Annotated in this window: 19 protein-coding genes and 1 tRNA gene; 12 read left to right on the top strand and 8 right to left on the bottom strand. The window is 42.8% G+C overall.

Translation table 11 applies throughout. From position 1 onward, the window contains the following. Positions 1–29: 29 nt before the first annotated feature. Genes IEY67_RS06595 through meaB form a run of 3 tightly spaced genes read left to right on the top strand, consistent with a single transcriptional unit; the run spans position 30 to position 2,656 of the window. Positions 30–407 (top strand): DUF1573 domain-containing protein, encoded by a 378-nt coding sequence (locus IEY67_RS06595; protein WP_122354801.1) that lies wholly within the window; start codon positions 30–32, stop codon positions 405–407. Between the two features lie 29 nt (positions 408–436). Next, positions 437–1,552, top strand: a complete 1,116-nt coding sequence (locus IEY67_RS06590) for a DUF1573 domain-containing protein (protein ID WP_183668818.1) — start codon at positions 437–439, stop codon at positions 1,550–1,552. Between the two features lie 6 nt (positions 1,553–1,558). Continuing rightward, a complete protein-coding gene (gene meaB / locus IEY67_RS06585) occupies positions 1,559–2,656 on the top strand; it encodes a methylmalonyl Co-A mutase-associated GTPase MeaB (protein ID WP_122354797.1) in 1,098 nt (365 codons plus the stop codon). An 80-nt stretch (positions 2,657–2,736) separates the two neighbouring features. Here meaB and pfkA read toward each other — a convergent pair whose 3' ends face one another. The 4 genes from pfkA to porQ form a co-directional block, all read right to left on the bottom strand. Further along, on the bottom strand, positions 2,737–3,717 hold the full coding sequence (gene pfkA / locus IEY67_RS06580) for a 6-phosphofructokinase (protein ID WP_122354795.1): 981 nt from the start codon (positions 3,715–3,717) through the stop codon (positions 2,737–2,739). A gap of 96 nt (positions 3,718–3,813) precedes the next feature. Next, positions 3,814–4,686 carry a 4-hydroxy-3-methylbut-2-enyl diphosphate reductase gene (locus IEY67_RS06575; protein ID WP_122354793.1) on the bottom strand — a complete coding sequence of 291 codons (873 nt, stop codon included), beginning with the start codon at positions 4,684–4,686 and terminating at the stop codon, positions 3,814–3,816. A 30-nt stretch (positions 4,687–4,716) separates the two neighbouring features. Continuing rightward, positions 4,717–5,406 carry a (d)CMP kinase gene (cmk, locus tag IEY67_RS06570; RefSeq protein ID WP_122373534.1) on the bottom strand — a complete coding sequence of 230 codons (690 nt, stop codon included), beginning with the start codon at positions 5,404–5,406 and terminating at the stop codon, positions 4,717–4,719. 21 nt (positions 5,407–5,427) lie between these two features. Continuing rightward, the gene (gene porQ, locus IEY67_RS06565; protein WP_122373535.1) at positions 5,428–6,429 is read right to left on the bottom strand and encodes a type IX secretion system protein PorQ; all 1,002 of its coding nucleotides are present in this window, start codon (positions 6,427–6,429) and stop codon (positions 5,428–5,430) included. 219 nt (positions 6,430–6,648) lie between these two features. Here porQ and IEY67_RS06560 point away from each other — a divergent pair, with 219 nt between their 5' ends. From IEY67_RS06560 to IEY67_RS06525, 8 genes are all read left to right on the top strand, one after another. Further along, positions 6,649–7,338: an energy transducer TonB gene (locus IEY67_RS06560; RefSeq protein WP_122373536.1), complete on the top strand. Its 690-nt coding sequence runs from the start codon at positions 6,649–6,651 to the stop codon at positions 7,336–7,338. An 80-nt stretch (positions 7,339–7,418) separates the two neighbouring features. Next, positions 7,419–8,393, top strand: a complete 975-nt coding sequence (locus tag IEY67_RS06555) for a polyprenyl synthetase family protein (RefSeq protein WP_122373537.1) — start codon at positions 7,419–7,421, stop codon at positions 8,391–8,393. A 2-nt stretch (positions 8,394–8,395) separates the two neighbouring features. Beyond that, positions 8,396–9,181 carry a TatD family hydrolase gene (locus tag IEY67_RS06550; RefSeq protein WP_122373538.1) on the top strand — a complete coding sequence of 262 codons (786 nt, stop codon included), beginning with the start codon at positions 8,396–8,398 and terminating at the stop codon, positions 9,179–9,181. Positions 9,182–9,331: 150 nt separating this feature from the next. After that, a tRNA-Ser gene (locus IEY67_RS06545) sits at positions 9,332–9,419 on the top strand. Positions 9,420–9,499: 80 nt separating this feature from the next. Then, complete coding sequence (locus IEY67_RS06540) at positions 9,500–10,237, top strand: MotA/TolQ/ExbB proton channel family protein (RefSeq protein ID WP_122373539.1); 738 nt, start codon at positions 9,500–9,502, stop codon at positions 10,235–10,237. 9 nt (positions 10,238–10,246) lie between these two features. Further along, complete coding sequence (locus IEY67_RS06535) at positions 10,247–10,720, top strand: hypothetical protein (RefSeq protein ID WP_122373540.1); 474 nt, start codon at positions 10,247–10,249, stop codon at positions 10,718–10,720. Positions 10,721–10,756: 36 nt separating this feature from the next. Further along, complete coding sequence (locus IEY67_RS06530; protein ID WP_122373541.1) at positions 10,757–11,350, top strand: biopolymer transporter ExbD; 594 nt, start codon at positions 10,757–10,759, stop codon at positions 11,348–11,350. Continuing rightward, entirely contained in the window at positions 11,350–11,817 is a 468-nt protein-coding gene (locus IEY67_RS06525; RefSeq protein WP_122373542.1) for an ExbD/TolR family protein, read from the top strand. The genes IEY67_RS06530 and IEY67_RS06525 overlap by 1 nt, the downstream gene beginning before the upstream one ends. Before the next feature lie 69 nt (positions 11,818–11,886). Here IEY67_RS06525 and IEY67_RS06520 read toward each other — a convergent pair whose 3' ends face one another. Then, complete coding sequence (locus IEY67_RS06520; RefSeq protein WP_122373543.1) at positions 11,887–12,438, bottom strand: GNAT family N-acetyltransferase; 552 nt, start codon at positions 12,436–12,438, stop codon at positions 11,887–11,889. Positions 12,439–12,583: 145 nt separating this feature from the next. On the opposite strand from IEY67_RS06520, the gene IEY67_RS06515 reads away from it, so the two are divergent. Continuing rightward, positions 12,584–13,054: an Lrp/AsnC family transcriptional regulator gene (locus tag IEY67_RS06515; RefSeq protein WP_122354771.1), complete on the top strand. Its 471-nt coding sequence runs from the start codon at positions 12,584–12,586 to the stop codon at positions 13,052–13,054. Between the two features lie 78 nt (positions 13,055–13,132). On the opposite strand, the gene asnS is transcribed toward IEY67_RS06515, so the two are convergent. The 3 genes from asnS to purB form a co-directional block, all read right to left on the bottom strand. Further along, a complete protein-coding gene (asnS, locus tag IEY67_RS06510) occupies positions 13,133–14,539 on the bottom strand; it encodes an asparagine--tRNA ligase (RefSeq protein WP_122373544.1) in 1,407 nt (468 codons plus the stop codon). Between the two features lie 67 nt (positions 14,540–14,606). Next, positions 14,607–16,094, bottom strand: a complete 1,488-nt coding sequence (locus tag IEY67_RS06505; protein WP_122354767.1) for a pseudouridine synthase — start codon at positions 16,092–16,094, stop codon at positions 14,607–14,609. 62 nt (positions 16,095–16,156) lie between these two features. Continuing rightward, the gene (gene purB, locus IEY67_RS06500; protein ID WP_122373913.1) at positions 16,157–17,500 is read right to left on the bottom strand and encodes an adenylosuccinate lyase; all 1,344 of its coding nucleotides are present in this window, start codon (positions 17,498–17,500) and stop codon (positions 16,157–16,159) included. Between the last annotated feature and the right edge of the window lie 59 nt (positions 17,501–17,559).

The raw sequence follows: 17,559 nt of genomic DNA, 5'->3' as shown, positions 1-17,559 counted from the left end.
ACATAAACAATAGCTAAATAAGATGTAAAATGAAACAGATTATTTTTATTTTTATGGCGATCCTGCTTGCAACAGGAATGGCTTCAGCTCAGAAAAAAGCTGTTATTACAGCTGAAGAAACCTCTCATGACTTTGGACAGATAAAAGAAGCAGACGGAAAAGTCACTGCGACATTTGCCGTTAAAAACACGGGAGATGCTCCGTTGGTTATTACCCGCGTTATCGCTTCCTGCGGATGTACGACTCCGGAATGGACAAAAGAACCGATCGCTCCGGGACAGAGCGGAGATATCAAGATAACATACGATCCGAAAGGACGTCCGGGACCGTTTTCTAAAACGATTTCTGTTTACAGCAACGGAAAGACCGGAAGTTTTATCCTGACGATCAGAGGAGAGGTTATTTGATTTTCAACAAGCTAAACTAAAAACAAAGAATGCTGAATATGAAAAGACTGAGCTTTATTCTTTGCAGCATATTCCTGTTCACGGCGCATATAGCTGCACAGAATGGAGCCCAGATAAGTGCAGACGAACTGACGTACAACTTCGGAACAATTGCCGAAGCTGACGGACCGGCAAGTCATACTTTTGAAATAAAGAACACGGGAGATGGCCCGCTCGTCATCACCCGTGTTACTGCTTCTTGCGGTTGTACACAGCCTGAATGGACAAAAGAGCCGATCGCTCCGGGAAAAACCGGAAATGTCAAGGTTACCTACAATCCCAAAGGCCGCCCCGGTCCGTTCTACAAGACGGTATCCATATTCAGCAATGGAAAGAAAGGCAGCTACACGCTGGCAATCAAAGGAAACGTGACACCGAAACCGCTTATACCGCTTATGATCTTCCCTTATTCGATAGGCGACCTGAAGATGCAGACTAAAACAATACTGTACAGCAGCGTTCGTCCCGACGAAACACTGGGAGAAAAGATCAATGTCAAGAATGAAGGAAAGACTACTCTGACGATCCGTCAGGGCAAAGTGCCTCATTACCTGACCGTCGAGATTCGCCCGACCCAACTGGCTCCGGACGAAGTGGGGGAAATTACTCTGTTATTCGATGCCAAAGCAGTAAAAAGAAAAGGTAGGGTTACGACAGAAATACCTTTGACAATCGAAAGTATCGGACAGAAAAACGAAGTCGACGGAAAGATACATGTAGCGGCCAATATTATCGACAACTTCGGTAAACTGACTGCTGCAGAAAAGGCACAGGCTCCGGTTGCCCAATTGTCAGGAACATTGCTCGATTTCGGTAAGCTACCGGAAAAAGGCGGGTTCATTCCGCTGATCGGAGGCAAAGTGACCGGCACTGTAGAAGTAACGAATACCGGAAAATCCCCGCTTATCATACATAGTTTCACTTGCGATGATGAACGGATCGATATTTCAGGAGGAAAGAAAGAATTAAAACCGGGAACAACGGCTACATTCAAGATATCAGTTCGTCCGAAAGAAATAAAGACGAAACTGGAAGCACTGGTAAATATAGTATGTAATGACCCGAACGGTCCTGTTCGCCTCGTAAAGGTAACAGCAGAAAAATAAAAAGATATGGAACATCCCGAAAACGACGATCTTTACAGAGGATTAAAGGTAAACAAGGGAGTAGCCGATGTACCGACTGTAAACCCCTACCTCAAAAAAAGACTTCAACGTAAAGAATATACCCCTTCCGAGTTTGTCGAAGGGATACTGAAAGGAAATATAACAATCCTCAGCCAGGCGGTTACGCTGGTCGAGAGTGCTAAATATGAACACCAGCAACTGGCACAGGAGATTATTGAAAAATGTCTTCCGTTTGCAGGCAAATCGGTCCGTATCGGTATTACCGGTGTTCCTGGTGCCGGAAAAAGTACCTCTATCGATGTTTTTGGTATGCACCTTATCAAGGAAGGGCGCAAACTCGCCGTACTGGCTATCGATCCGAGCAGCGAACGTTCCAAAGGCAGTATCCTGGGGGACAAGACCCGCATGGAGGCTTTATCACGCGAAAAGAATGCTTTTATCCGTCCTTCCCCATCCGCAGGATCCTTGGGTGGTGTGGCACGTAAAACACGTGAAACGATCGTGTTGTGTGAAGCTGCCGGTTTCGACACTGTATTTGTGGAAACAGTCGGTGTCGGACAAAGCGAAACGGCCGTTCATTCGATGGTCGATTTCTTCCTTCTTATTCAGCTGGCAGGAACAGGAGACGAGTTACAAGGGATTAAACGCGGTATCATGGAAATGGCTGACGGCATTATTATCAATAAGGCTGACGGCGATAATATCGAAAAAGCCAAACTGGCCGCTGCCCAGTTCAGGAATGCGCTACATCTTTTTCCACCTGCCGATTCAGGATGGTTCCCCAAAGTATTGACTTATTCGGGTTACTACAACTTAGGCATCAAAGAAATCTGGGATATGGTCGGCGAGTACATGGAGTTCACCAAAAAGAACGGTTATTTCAACTTCAAACGAAATGAACAGGCCAAGTATTGGATGTACGAAAGTATCAACGATACATTACGGGAAACATTCTATCATAATCCGGCTGTAGAAGGTATGCTGATACAGACGGAACAGCAGGTGCTGAATAACGAGATCAGCTCGTTCGTTGCAGCCAAAAGGATGATGGATCTGTTCCTCGAAAACTTATCGAAGAAATAAGATCTACCGAATAATAAAAAAGAAAGCCCGTCAAATCAAACGATTCGACGGGCTTTTTCATATTCTTTCGTCAGTCCGGATCAAATAGAAGACACACGCAGTGTATTCAGCAAATCACGGTTGATCGGTTTGTCATTCTTGATGGCTTTCGAGAATGGGACATATACGATCTGGTCATTCTGGATACCCATCATGACATTACGCTGGTCATCCAGCAAAGCATCGACCGCACCGACTCCCATACGGGTTGCCAGGATACGATCCTGAGCCGTAGGAGAACCACCACGCTGCAAGTGCCCCAAGATAGATACACGTACATCGAATTGCGGATATTCTGTTTTCACACGTTCGGCAACCCCCATAGCTCCGCCGGTCACTTCACTTTCTGCCACCAATACGATACTACTGTTCTTTGATTTGCGGAATCCGTTTTCGATCATTTCCGCCAACTGGTCTTTTTCCATAGAAATCTCCGGAATGATAGCCGCTTCTGCGCCGGAGGCTATAGCACCGTTCAGTGCAAGGAAACCGGCATCACGTCCCATCACTTCGATAAAGAAAAGGCGATCGTGGGAAGTGGCCGTATCGCGGATCTTATCCACACATTCCATAATTGTGTTCAGGGCCGTGTCATAACCGATCGTTACATCCGTACCATACAGGTCATTATCGATCGTACCCGGAACTCCGACGATCGGGTAATTGAATTCCTGTGCAAAAATACGTGCACCGGTCAATGTTCCGTCACCACCGATAGCGATCAGGGCGTCGATCCCCTCTTCCACCAACTTGTCGTATGCCTGCTTACGGCCTTCGGGAGTTTTGAACTCCATACAACGAGCGGTTTTCAATATTGTTCCACCACGCTGGATGATGTTACTTACATTCTGTGTTTTGAATTCTTCAATCTCACCTGTAATCAACCCTCTGTATCCTCGGAAAATACCTTTAACTCTCATCCCGTTATAGATAGCGGAACGCGTCACTGCACGGATGGCAGCGTTCATTCCGGGAGCATCACCTCCGGACGTTAAAATGCCAATACATTTAATAGTAGACATATCGTCTTTATTTTAAATTATTCGCGGCAAAAATAATAATTATTTGCCAACAATCTTTCATTTTTCCTTAAACTTCATGAAATCTTAACCGTCTGATCAGCGGTCTGCATTCAGTTCCCGGATACGGATTGCCACCTCTTCCATCAACCATTTCGGGGTCGATGTAGCTCCGCAAACCCCTACACGGCGGACACCGGCAGGGAGCGGCTCAGTGATCTCTTTCACCTCCGAAATGAAAATGGTATTTGGATTCGCTTTCCGGCATTCTTCTAACAGCATCTTACCGTTTGAACTCTTTTTGCCTGCTACAAAATAGACCCAGTCATGGCTGGATGCAAATGCTTTTATATTCGGTAAACGGTTTGCCACCTGGCGACAAATCGTATCGTAATATTCAAAACGGGTACCTTCCGCCTTTCGCTGATATATCTCTTCCACGATCTTACGGAATCCGTCCAACGACTTCGTTGTCTGGGAAAAGAGACAGATATCACGGCTGAAATCCAGGCGGTCCAGATCTTCAATCTTTTCGATCACGATGGCTGTACCCTCCGTCTGTCCGACCAACCCATTCACCTCTGCATGACCTTTTTTACCATATATCACCAGCTGGGTATTATTTTCACGGGTTGCCTGGTAACATTTATGTATCTTTTTCTGCAACTGAAGCACCACCGGACAGGTAGCATCTACAATCGTTATATTATTCTGCTTTGCAATCTCATAAGTGGAGGGAGGTTCGCCATGTGCACGAAGCAAGACTTTCTTTCCTTTCAGTGTAGAAAATTCATCATGCCCGATAGTCCGCAATCCTTGTTCCCGAAGCCGTTCCACCTCCAGGCTGTTATGCACGATATCTCCCAGACAATACAATATATCGGTATTGTCCAATTCACGTTCAGCACTTTCGATAGCTGTAACCACTCCAAAACAAAACCCTGAACCTTTATCTATTTCGACTTCAATCATTCTTAAAAATAACCTATTGTTTCTACCATCTTATTCGGCAGCAGCTTTATTATATTGAACAAGAAGCCATGCCTTTTGTTCAGCGATAGTCATGTCCGAGTTATCCAGTACGACAGCATCATCCGCCTGACGCAACGGACTCTCTTTACGGGTGGAATCTATATGGTCACGTGTTTTCACATTATCCAGTACTTCTTCAAAAGAAGCCGCTTCGCCTTTGGCTTTCAATTCATCCAGACGACGTTGTGCACGAACTTCCGGACTGGCCGTTACGTAAATCTTCAATTCGGCATCAGGGAATACTACCGTACCGATATCCCGGCCATCCATGATAATCCCTTTTTCTTTCCCCATTTCCTGCTGCATGGCAACCAGTGCACGGCGGACAAATCCTAAAGTAGCCACCGGACTGACCCATTTGGCAACTTCCATCCCCCGGATCTCCTTTTCAACCTTTACCCCATTCAGGTAAGTGTCCGGACGGCCGGTTTCCGGATTAAAACGGAGTGATATATGGATATCCCCCATCGATGCCTGAAGTTTCTCTTCATCTATCCGACCGTCTTTAAACAAATTATGCTGGATACAATATAGTGTAACGGCGCGATACATGGCACCCGTATCGATATATGTATAACCTATTTCTTTTGCCAAATCTTTTGCCATAGTGCTTTTTCCCGTGGAAGAAACACCATCTATTGCAATTACTATCTTTTTCATGCTTATCGTTATTTATATTTCCTAAGGTTTAAAATCGGCCAATGTCGTCGAAACACTCACCATCATCGACATAGCCGACGGATGGTATTTTGCGAAAGAGACACCGACATCAAACATTTTTATTTTGACTCCGGCACCGGCGGAAAAACCGGCCAGACCGCTTCCGCCTCCCTGCAATTTCATATCCATCTTTGTCTTCGGATTGAAACCGACGCCAATCCAGAAATTTTCGCTAGGTATATAATCGATACCGATCACCAGATGCTTGAATAATGCTTTGGCAAAATTATCACCTTCGTAATCTTTATCGGCATTATCTATATAATCGAATTTCCAACGATTCAGATACATGGCTGTCAGCGACAAACGCAAAGGGGCGTGATTCATCTTTTTGGAAATACCCATCTGGATATCCCACGGCATTTTTTGCCGGTCCTCATAATAGGGCTTCAACTGGGCTCCGATATTTTTCAATACGACACCGAATGAAAATTCTTTTTCCGAATTATAGTAACTTAATCCGGCATCGAAGCATAATCCCAATGACGTATAGGTATCATAATTGGAATAAAGGAACTTCATGGAAATTCCCCCCCGCCAGCGTTCGGACAGATCATAGGAAAAGAAACCGTTCAATGCGATATCGTTCGCAGTAAAATCGCCTGTCGACTGATTGTTTTCATCCATCCCTTTAAATTTCCCGTTATGGAAATAATGGACTCCGGCCCCCCATGCACCACGTTCGCGGAATGCTTTGGTGAACAAAGCGCTTCCCACATTGATATCTGCGATATAGTTCATATAGTCCAGATTGATCATTCCGTCCATTTCACCGCCGAGCAGAGCCGGGTTATGAAAGATAAGGGACGGATCCCGCTCTACCAGCGACACGGTATGCCCTCCCAAAGCATTAGCCCGGGCAGAAGAAGGTAAAGTTAAAAATTCAAATACCTGATCTCCGGATTGAGCCGCGACCGATTGTAAAACGAAAGAAAAGAACAATATAATTAATGTATGTCTCATATTTTCTTAACAAAATGCGTACAAAGATAAAATGCAGTTATAATATATTCCATAAAGAGAAACGGAAAAAACCGAAAAAAGGTATATAAACACAGTTATTTTTATTTTGGTTCAAAAAAAAGTGAAAATATAGAAGTATTTTTCCCTTTTTCAACCAGGATATAAAATAATTTGTATTTTTGCAGCATAGGAAAACACATCTTTAAACATTATAGAAGTATGGAAGTTAAGAAATCACCGAAAGCGGACTTAGAAGGTGGCAAAACACTCGGTATCCTGATGGGTATGGTTGTTGGTTTGGCCGTTTTGTTCGTTGGGTTTGAATGGGGAACCCGTGATATTCAGGTAGTCAAAAATGAAGGCGTAGCTGATATCATCGCTGAAGAAGAAATTGAAATTACAAGACCGGAGGACACGCCTCCTCCTCCACCTCCTCCACCAGCACCGGCTACCGTAGAACAGCTGAACATTGTGGACGATGACGTGGAATTGGACCAAGTGGATATCATCTCATCTGAGGACGACCAGAGTTCTGCACAGGTAGAAGCCTATGTAGCTCCTGCAGTCGTTGAAGAAGAAGAAGAATCTGCTCAACAGATCTTTACCGTTGTAGAAACAATGCCGGAATTCCCGGGTGGACAGGGTGCTTTATTGCAGTTCCTTGCTAAATCCATCAAATATCCGGTTATTGCACAGGAAAACGGTATCCAAGGTCGTGTTACTTGTTCATTCGTTGTTAACAAAGACGGTTCAATCGTTGACGCAGAAGTAATCCGTGGTGTAGACCCTTCTTTGGATAAAGAAGCTCTCCGTGTGATCAACACCATGCCGAAATGGTCTCCTGGTAAGCAGAGAGGTAAACCTGTACGTGTTAAATATACCGTACCCGTTACTTTCAGATTGCAATAATTATTTTTAAACATACTAAAAAAGGCTGCTGTAGATTTGCAGCCTTTTTTATTTCGTCTCATTCCTAATTCAATATTTATATGTTATCCTTCAACGAGATCCTACAAAAAGTAGAACATGAGATTTCACAACTGAGTTTTGAATATCCTCCTAAAAGTTTATATGACCCGATTGAATATATCCTATCGTTGGGAGGAAAAAGGATCCGTCCGGCACTCGCTTTAATGGCCTGTAATCTGTATCAGGAAAATATTGACAATGTCATCTATCCTGCATTGGGTATTGAAGTGTTCCATAATTTCACACTGCTTCATGACGACCTGATGGATAGAGCTGACAAAAGAAGAAACAAGCCTACCGTCCACAAAGTATGGAATGACAATACGGCCATCCTTTCCGGAGATGCCATGCTGATCGCGGCTTATCAGTTGATAGGAAAAACAGAACCCTCCTGCTTAAAAGAAGTATTCGACCTGTTCACCGAGACTGCCCTTGAAATATGCGGAGGACAACAATATGACATGGAATTTGAATCACGGACAGACGTAACCGAACCGGAATACATTGAAATGATCCGGTTAAAAACAGCCGTTTTACTTGCCTGCAGCCTGAAAATCGGAGCTATCATAGGTGGTGCATCCAAAGAAGATGCCGACAATCTGTATGATTTCGGTATAAACATCGGACTCGCATTCCAACTGCAGGACGATTTATTGGATGTGTACGGAGATACTGCCACATTCGGTAAAAATATCGGCGGTGATATCACTTGCAACAAAAAGACTTTTTTATTGATACATGCGTTTGAATTGGCTTCACCTGAACAAAAAGCGACCCTCAACAACTGGATCGGCAAAACACAATTCATTCCTGCAGAGAAAATCGAAGCAGTCACAGCCATATATAATGAATTACATCTGAAAGATATCACCACTGTTAAAATGCAGGGATATTACGACAAGGCAATGGATCATTTATCGAGACTCAACGTAACCCCAGAGAAGTTGACCATTTTGAAAGATGTAAGTAACCGTTTAATGTACCGCCAGTCTTAAAAATGAAACTCATAGATACGCATAACCATCTGTACCTGGAAGAGTTCGACCCGGAACAGGAGGAGTTGGTTCATATTGCCCGGGAATCAGGCATCGACACCATCCTGCTCCCCAACGTAGATGTCGCCACCATTGAACGGATGCACGATTTGTGCGACCGTTTTCCGGATTTTGCCTATCCGATGATGGGCTTGCATCCGACCAGCGTGGACGAACATTACACAGAGAATCTAAAAATAACAGAATCTTATCTGGGAAAACGACCTTATTGTGGTATCGGAGAGATCGGGATCGACCTATACTGGGATAAAACCTACCTGAAAGAACAAAAAATAGTCTTTGAGGAGCAGCTAAAATGGAGCATCGACCTGGATCTGCCGGTAGCGATCCATACCCGTGAAGCTTATCCGGAGGTATTGGATAGCATCCATAAAGTCGGTGCAGACAAATTAAAAGGCGTTTTCCACAGTTTCACCGGTACCATAGATGATCTGGAAGAAATAAAAAAATTAGAACAATTCAAACTGGGAATTAACGGAGTCATTACATTCAAAAACTCCAAACTTTCAGATACGATCAAATGCAGTGACATCAATCACATCGTACTGGAAACCGACGCTCCATACCTGGCTCCGGTACCTTACAGAGGTAGACGAAACGAGCCTGTATACATATGGAAAACGGCTGAGAAGGTAGCGGACACATTCGGCCTTCCGCTTGATGAAACCGTAGAAATTACAAGAAAAAATGCATTGGATTTATTCAAAATTCCAAATAAAAAGGCTTAGTTTCAAAATTTCAGGTCGGAAGCAAAATTTATTACGTCAGATATTGTGTATATGTCAAGCAAAAACTTTAGATTTGTGCACTGAAACGTTTGCATATGGGATTTTTTTCGTATTTTGCGCTCGTTTTAGAGGAGACAAAGGCTGAAAATTGGAGAGATGCTCGAGTGGTTGAAGAGGCACGCCTGGAAAGCGTGTATACGCCTAAAGTGTATCGCGGGTTCGAATCCCGCTCTCTCCGCATAAGTACCATGGGGAATTTATTAACAACAAAAATAAAAACAAATAAGAGAATTATTAATCTTAAAAATTAAACACACAATGAAAAAGTATTTTGCAAAAACATTCTTGGGTATTTGCGCCCTTGGAACTTCTACTGTGGCATTCGCTCAGGACGCTACTGAACAAGTTGTTGAAGGTGGCATGTATCAGGCTTTAAAAGTTAAGTTTATTGAAGGTGGTGCCGACTTCATGAGTTTGGTTGCTATCGCTTTGATTTTCGGTTTGGCTTTCTGCCTTGAAAGAATTATTTATCTGAACTTAGCTGAAACTAATGCAAGCAAATTATTAAAAGGTATTGAAGATGCCCTTGATAAAGGTGATGTAGAAGGCGCAAAAGCTATCGCTCGTGATACTAGAGGTCCTATCGCATCTATCGCTTACCAGGGTTTGATGAGAATCGATCAGGGTATTGATGTTGTTGAAAAATCTATCGTTTCTTACGGTGGTGTACAGGGTGGTCTTTTGGAAAAGAACATGTCATGGATCACATTGTTTATCGCTATGGCTCCGTCATTAGGATTCTTGGGTACTGTAGTAGGTATGGTTATGGCGTTCGACAAAATCGAACAGGTTGGTGATATCAGCCCGACGGTTGTTGCCGGTGGTATGAAAGTGGCTTTGATCACAACTGTAGGTGGTCTTGTTGTAGCTTTGATCCTTCAGGTATTCTATAACTATTTGTTGAGCAAACTGGAAGCTATCCTGAACCAGATGGAAGATGCTTCTATTTCTTTGATCGACATGGTTATCAAATACAACCTTAAATTCAAAAAATAATTCAGACTTATGGCAGTTACTAAAATAAGAAAAGTATCCAGCTGGACATTACTGATTACCTCTATTATCAGTCTTGTTGTATTGGGTATGTTCTACGCAGGAGGCGTCGTTGACCCTTCTGTTGAAATGAAAGAGCCTATCTATACAGGCTTATTGCTTAACTGGACAACTGTATTGTTTTTCATTACAATTGTTAGTACAGTTATATTTGCTCTTTGGCAATTTACGTCATTATTGAAAACCAGTCCGAAATCAGCATTGGCATCATTCATTGTTATCATTTTCTTCGCTGCAATGATGTTCATTACTTATTCTATGGGTGACGCAACACCTTTGAAAGGTTTGAATGCTGACTCACAGGAATACAATATTCCTTTCTGGTTGAAAGTTACAGACATGTGGATTTATTCTTCAGCTATTTTGATGATTTTAATCATCATTGCTGTTGCTGCCGGTTCTGTAAAAAGAATGCTTAATAGATAATAGTAATAACGAATCCGATAAAACAAAAAAAGTGATATGGCAAAAAAGAAAAGAAAAGTGCCCGCAATGAATGCGACTTCTTCAGCCGATATTGCTTTCATGTTGCTTATCTTCTTCCTTATTACTACTTCAATGGACACAGATAAAGGTTTGGCAAGACGTTTGCCGCCTCCTGTACCCAAAGATCAGAAAAAAAATGAAGAGATGGATATCAAAAAGAGAAATATCCTGGTCGTACTGATCAACAGTAACAACCAGATTCTCTGTAATAATGAATTCATTGATATTAAGCAACTGAGAGAAAAGGTTAGAACTTTCATTGAAAATCCTTATAACGACGAGCATATGCCCGAAAAGACTGAAGTGGACGTACCTTACTTCGGAAAGCAGATGGTAACAAAAAATCATGTTATCTCTTTGCAGAACGACCGTGGTACCGAATATCAGGCTTACATCGACGTTCAGAACGAATTGGCTGGAGCCTATAACGAACTGAGAGACGAGGTTTCTAAAAAGAAATTTGGCAAAGCTTTCGCTGATTTGGATGAAGACCAACAAAAGGCTGTGCAGATGATTTATCCTCAAAAGATATCAGAAGCAGAACCTAAAAATTATGGAGGCAAAAAATAATGGGAAAATTTAGTAAAGCGGGCGGAAGAGAAATGCCCGAATTAAATACCTCATCATTACCTGACTTGGTATTTGCCTTCTTGTTCTTTATCATGATGGTAACATCTATGCGTGAAGTTACTCTAAAAGTAGTTTTCCAGGCACCTCAGGCTACTGAGCTTCAGAAACTGGAAAAGAAATCTTTGGTAACATTCATTTATGTAGGTAAACCAACACAGGAATTAAGAGCAAAGATGGGTTCTGAAACTCGTGTACAGTTAAACGATCAAATCGCGGACATTGACGAGATTCAAGATTACATCGCACAGGAAAAGTCAAGTATGAAAGAGGAAGATCAGCCATTTATGACTGTATCCATCAAAGCCGACAAAGAGACGAAGATGGGTGTTATCACAGACGTAAAACAGGCGCTTCGTGAAGCATACGCATTGAAGATTAGTTATTCAGCAAGACAAAGTGTTGACTAATTAATTCAATAATAAACAAAAAAGGCAGGACTAAACGTTCTGCCTTTTTTATTGGATTAAATTCACCTTCTATTCCTGAACACCATACACATACCGGTAAAGATTATCTTTCACCTCCTCAAACGACTTGCTCAAGTCGATCTGCCCGTGAGTCATTAACCGCATTTCCAACAAGGATTCTCCCGGGCGATACGGAGGTTGGAAATAAACATGGTTATCCAACACATACCCCAGACGCTCATAAAAGCCGATTCTGCGCTTACTCATCTCGTCGGCAGGTATTTCCACCTCCAAAACAACAGGAGCGCCGCAAAGCGCCATAAACTGCTTCATAGACTCCCCACCTATTCCACCGTTACGGGCGGAAGCATCGATAGCAAAATGTTCCACATATATAAATGCCGCAAAACGCCAGGCTGTAATAAAACCGGCATATACCCCATCTTTAAATAATGTGTAAACGGTGAAGCGGGGTTCCTCCTTTACCAATTCTCTCACCAGGGAAAACGCCCGTCGCTCGGCTTCCGGAAAGGAATCATTATATGTTTTTTCTACTTTATCCAATAAAGGATCGGAAAAATCTTTCACCATCCTGCATTCGATTACTGCACTTGAACTCATACTCTTATAAATTGATAGATTAATAAAAGAAAACTTACGAAATAAAATAATTGAACGAATTATATCGTCTAATTATTATAGTTTGATTATATTTGTATGTAATTGTAATTATATAGAATAACAGAAATACAAATATACAGAAATTATGGCACACCATCAACTGGATGAATTGGACGAAAAAATATTGAAGCTAATCATAGGGAATGCTCGCATGCCTTTCCTTGAAGTTGCCAGAGAGTGCAATGTTTCAGGAGCCGCTATACACCAGAGAATACAAAAACTCACCAATCTCGGTGTTATCAAAGGGTCGGAATTCATCGTAGATAATACAAAAGTTGGTTACGAAACCTGTGCTTATATGGGGCTATTCCTAAAATCACCGGGACAATTTCCTACTGTAACAGAAGCATTGAAGAAAATACCGGAAGTAGTGGAATGCCACTATACAACCGGACAATATGATCTGTTCATCAAAATATATGCAAAGAACAACCAGCATCTGCTAAGCATTATCCACAACAAACTACAGCCGTTGGGCTTGGCACGGACAGAATCTCTGATCTCCTTTAAAGAAGCATTTAAGAGACAGATACCGATCGATCTGGATGACGAATAAATAGAAAAAGGCTTTTGAATCTGATTCAAAAGCCTTTTTCTATTTATGAAAGCTTCCGGCTACTGCCGGAATACTTTATTAGAACTCTGCATTCTTCGGAGTTCTCGGGAAAGGAATCACGTCACGAATGTTTGTCATACCTGTTACAAACAATAGCAGACGTTCAAACCCTAAGCCGAAACCAGAATGAGGCGCTGTACCGAAACGGCGGGTATCCAGATACCACCAGATATCTTTCTCAGGCACACCCATTTCTTTTGCACGACGTGTCAGTTTCTCATAATCCTCTTCACGCTGTGAACCACCGATAATCTCACCGATCTTCGGGAACAAAACGTCCATAGCACGAACAGTCTTTCCGTCATCATTCTGCTTCATATAGAAAGATTTGATTTCTTTCGGATAATCAGTCAGGATAACCGGACATTTGAAATGCTCTTCCACCAGATAACGTTCATGCTCTGAAGCCAGGTCTGCACCCCAGAAAATAGGGAATTCGAACTTATGTCCTTTTGCAACAGCCTCTTCCAGAATCTTAACACCTTCCGTATAAGGCAGGCGGATAAAGTCATGTTTCAGGATAAACTGCAAACGTTCGATCAATTCCTTATCAAACATATTGTTCAGGAACTGGATATCTTCCATACAGTTATCCAAAGCCCACTGCACGCAATACTTGATAAAATCTTCAGCCAGTTGCATATTCTCTGCGATTTCATTGAAAGCAACCTCCGGCTCAATCATCCAGAACTCAGCCAAATGACGCGGAGTATTGGAGTTTTCGGCACGGAATGTCGGTCCGAAAGTATAAATCGAACCTAAAGACATGGCAGCCAATTCACCCTCCAGCTGACCTGAAACCGTCAGGCTCGCCTGTTTGCCAAAGAAATCATCCTCATAAATGATCGAACCGTTCTCGTCCTTCTTCAAATCATACAGATTCATTGTCGTTACCTGAAACATCTGTCCGGCACCTTCGCAATCGGAAGCTGTAATGATCGGCGTATGGAAATAGAAGAAACCTCTTTCATGAAAGAACTTGTGAATAGCAATCGCCATATTATGGCGAATACGGAACACAGCACCAAAGGTATTGGTACGCGGACGCAAATGAGCTATCTCACGAAGAAATTCCAGTGAATGGCCTTTCTTCTGCAACGGATAAGTAGCAGGATCGGCAGTACCGTAAATCTGAATTTCAGTTGCCTGGATCTCCACATTCTGGCCCTGTCCCTGTGACTTTACCAATTCACCGTTCACACTGATACAAGCACCGGTAGTAATCGGTTTAAGGAACTCTTCACCCAATTTTTCCACATCCACAACGATCTGAACATTATTTATTGTAGAACCGTCATTCAGCGCGATAAAGCTAACCTGTTTACTACCACGGCGGGTACGAACCCACCCCTTCACATTAACGGTCGTACCGTAAGCTTCGCTTTTCAGTACATCTACAATTTTTGTTCTAGTAATTGTTTCCATGTTTATATGTTTATTCTTAGATAATCAAAACAAGATAGCCGGTATTGACTACCGGCTAATCTTAATATTATTCAAAAGCACCCATCCGGAGTGCGTTAACTTCACGTTCGTTCAGATAACGCCATTTTCCACGTCCGAGCATCTTTTTAGTCAGTCCGGCAAAGTATACACGATCCAGTTTCGTTACATGATATCCCAGCGATTCGAAGATACGACGTACGATACGGTTACGTCCCGAGTGGATTTCAATACCCACCTGGCTCTTATCGTCTTCACTGGCATAGCTGATTGCATCTGCATGGATTTCACCGTCTTCCAGTTCCAGTCCGTTAGCAATCTTTTCCATGTCTTCGATAGAAACGTTCTTATCCAACCAAACGTGATAGATCTTCTTTTTCTTGAATGACGGGTGAGTCAGCTTCGAAGCCAGGTCACCATCATTAGTAAGAAGCAATACACCGGTTGTGTTACGGTCCAGGCGGCCTACCGGGTAAATACGTTCCTGGCAAGCATTTTTCACCAGATCCATAACGGTAAGACGTTCCTGAGGATCATCAGATGTAGTCACACAGTTTTTCGGTTTATTCAGTACGATATATACCTTGCTTTCGATCTGCACAGGTTTACCGTTGAATTCAACCTTATCCTGACGGGTAATTTTCGTACCCAATTCAGTAACCGCTACATCATTTACTTTTACAGCACCAGCTGTAATAAATTCGTCAGCTTCACGACGTGAGCAAACACCTGCATTAGACAAGAATTTGTTCAGACGGATCGGTTCGTTAGGGTCAGCCAATACTTCCTTATACTTCAACTGTTTCTGGAAGTTGTATTTGGCATTCGGGTTGTAATCGTTCGTACGGCGTTGCGGGCCACCCGGACGTCTGTTTCCATATCCTCCGTTGTTTCCGTAACCACCTCCACGGTTATTATTACCGTATGAAGGACGGCCACCGCCACGATTATCACGAGAGTCGTAAGAATTGACACGTGTGTCTCCTACTCTCGGTCTTCTTTTCTTCATGCCGTCGCCTCCAGCTTCACCTTCCGGAGAAGCAGAATAGGCTCTGCCCGGTCTTTCGTCATAGTTAGGACGAGAAGGACGGTTAAAAGGACGATCGCCACCACCATACGAACGGTCATTACCGTAAGAAGGGCGATTGTTACCATAAGAAGGACGGCTGTTATAACCCCCTTCGCGATTTGAATTGTAACCTCCTTCACGATTTGAATTACCATAACCACCACGATTGTTGTCACGGTTGTTATAAGAAGGTCTGCTATTATAACCCCCTTCACGGTTGTCATACGTCCGAGGACGACTCGGACGGTCTCCGTAAGAAGAGCGGTTATCACCATAAGAATTATAACCACCGCGGTCATCCCGGCTTGATTGGTTATATGGTCTCCGTTCATAGTTGTTTCCCTCAGGTCTGCTGTAACCTTGATTGTAAGGTCTTCTTTCACCTTCCTGATCTGTGTTTTCCCGTCTGATACTTGGTATCACCTTTCTAGGACGCGGTTGAGATTCTTCTCTTTCTTCTGTGCTCATTGTTGTAAATTAATAAATAATTAACTAATTGGTAACCTCACGGCTACACTATTTTCTTCACACTAAATACCTGTATAATTATGCGGCGTAATCGCCTTTAATTCAGCTTTCACTACATCACTAACCTGCAGCGTTTCAATAAAGTCACTGATTGATTTTTCAGTGATTCCTTCATTTGTCCGGGTTAAGGCTTTCAAGGCTTCATACGGCTTCGGATATCCTTCGCGACGCAAAATCGTCTGAATACCTTCAGCAACGACAGCCCAGCAATTATCCAGATCCCGGTACAAGGCGTTCTCATTCAATAACAACTTACCCAACCCTTTTGTTAAGCTTTTGAATGCGATTTCGATATGGGCCAAAGGCACACCGACGTTACGCAATACGGTAGAATCTGTCAAATCCCTCTGCAAACGGGAGATCGGCAACTTCGTAGCCAGGTGTGCCAGGATTGCATTCGCCATTCCCAGGTTACCTTCTGCATTTTCAAAATCGATCGGATTCACCTTGTGAGGCATTGCCGATGAACCGACTTCACCCGCTTTGATCTTTTGCTTGAAGTATTCCATAGAGATATACTGCCAAAAGTCACGGTTCAGGTCGATCAAAATAGTATTAACCCGTTTCAAACCATCAAAAATAGCTGCCAGATTATCATAATTGGAAATCTGTGTAGTCCATTCCTCACGGCTCAACCCCAGAACTTCATTCACGAACTTATTTCCGAATGCTTTCCAGTCGTACTGCGGATAAGCAACATGGTGTGCATTAAAGTTACCTGTCGCACCGCCAAACTTGGCAGAAACAGGAATTGCCTTCAATAAAGCCACCTGCTGTTCCAGACGATATACAAATACCATAATCTCTTTTCCCAAACGGGTAGGAGAAGCCGGTTGTCCGTGCGTCTTTGCCAGCATAGAAACATCGCTCCAGTCCTCAGCATACTTTTTCAACATGTCGATCACTTCTTGAATCCCCGGATAATAAACTTCATCCAAAGCATCTTTGATAGACAATGGAACGGAAGTATTATTAATATCCTGCGAAGTCAACCCGAAATGAATAAACTCTTTATAATCCTGTAAAGCCAGCAGATCAAATTTTTCTTTGATAAAATATTCAACAGCTTTTACATCATGGTTAGTTACGCTCTCGATCTCCTTAATACGGGTTGCGTCCTCCAGACTGAACTCCTGATAAATTTTACGCAACGCTTCTTTATTCTCCACTGTAGCCAGGCTATTCAGCTGTGGAAGATACTCAGCCAGAGTAATAAAATACTCTATTTCTACTCGCACTCTATATTTGATAAGTGCATATTCTGAGAAGTAAGCCGCCAGGTTCTCGGCTTTATTTCTATACCGCCCATCTACGGGCGATATGGCAGTTAGTGTTGAAAATACCATACTCATTTAGTTTATACACCTATATCCCTTAGTGTCCGGGCGATATACCTACGATATCG

The sequence above is a fragment of the Parabacteroides faecis genome, assembly GCF_014647375.1.
GTDB lineage: Bacteria > Bacteroidota > Bacteroidia > Bacteroidales > Tannerellaceae > Parabacteroides > Parabacteroides faecis.
This window is presented reverse-complemented; position numbering and strand designations above follow the sequence as displayed.

Excerpts from the sequence above, each read along its gene's own strand:
- IEY67_RS06555 (WP_122373537.1), top strand. The coding sequence starts at position 7,419 with ATGTTATCCTTCAACGAGATCCTACAAAAAGTAGAACATGAGATTTCA.
- porQ (WP_122373535.1), bottom strand. The coding sequence starts at position 6,429 with ATGAGACATACATTAATTATATTGTTCTTTTCTTTCGTTTTACAATCG.
- asnS (WP_122373544.1), bottom strand. The coding sequence starts at position 14,539 with ATGGAAACAATTACTAGAACAAAAATTGTAGATGTACTGAAAAGCGAA.
- IEY67_RS06550 (WP_122373538.1), top strand. The coding sequence starts at position 8,396 with ATGAAACTCATAGATACGCATAACCATCTGTACCTGGAAGAGTTCGAC.
- IEY67_RS06575 (WP_122354793.1), bottom strand. The coding sequence starts at position 4,686 with ATGATTGAAGTCGAAATAGATAAAGGTTCAGGGTTTTGTTTTGGAGTG.
- IEY67_RS06530 (WP_122373541.1), top strand. The coding sequence starts at position 10,757 with ATGGCAAAAAAGAAAAGAAAAGTGCCCGCAATGAATGCGACTTCTTCA.
- IEY67_RS06520 (WP_122373543.1), bottom strand. The coding sequence starts at position 12,438 with ATGAGTTCAAGTGCAGTAATCGAATGCAGGATGGTGAAAGATTTTTCC.
- purB (WP_122373913.1), bottom strand. The coding sequence starts at position 17,500 with ATGGTATTTTCAACACTAACTGCCATATCGCCCGTAGATGGGCGGTAT.
- cmk (WP_122373534.1), bottom strand. The coding sequence starts at position 5,406 with ATGAAAAAGATAGTAATTGCAATAGATGGTGTTTCTTCCACGGGAAAA.
- IEY67_RS06560 (WP_122373536.1), top strand. The coding sequence starts at position 6,649 with ATGGAAGTTAAGAAATCACCGAAAGCGGACTTAGAAGGTGGCAAAACA.
- IEY67_RS06590 (WP_183668818.1), top strand. The coding sequence starts at position 437 with ATGCTGAATATGAAAAGACTGAGCTTTATTCTTTGCAGCATATTCCTG.
- IEY67_RS06515 (WP_122354771.1), top strand. The coding sequence starts at position 12,584 with ATGGCACACCATCAACTGGATGAATTGGACGAAAAAATATTGAAGCTA.
- IEY67_RS06505 (WP_122354767.1), bottom strand. The coding sequence starts at position 16,094 with ATGAGCACAGAAGAAAGAGAAGAATCTCAACCGCGTCCTAGAAAGGTG.
- meaB (WP_122354797.1), top strand. The coding sequence starts at position 1,559 with ATGGAACATCCCGAAAACGACGATCTTTACAGAGGATTAAAGGTAAAC.
- IEY67_RS06595 (WP_122354801.1), top strand. The coding sequence starts at position 30 with ATGAAACAGATTATTTTTATTTTTATGGCGATCCTGCTTGCAACAGGA.
- pfkA (WP_122354795.1), bottom strand. The coding sequence starts at position 3,717 with ATGTCTACTATTAAATGTATTGGCATTTTAACGTCCGGAGGTGATGCT.
- IEY67_RS06535 (WP_122373540.1), top strand. The coding sequence starts at position 10,247 with ATGGCAGTTACTAAAATAAGAAAAGTATCCAGCTGGACATTACTGATT.
- IEY67_RS06525 (WP_122373542.1), top strand. The coding sequence starts at position 11,350 with ATGGGAAAATTTAGTAAAGCGGGCGGAAGAGAAATGCCCGAATTAAAT.
- IEY67_RS06540 (WP_122373539.1), top strand. The coding sequence starts at position 9,500 with ATGAAAAAGTATTTTGCAAAAACATTCTTGGGTATTTGCGCCCTTGGA.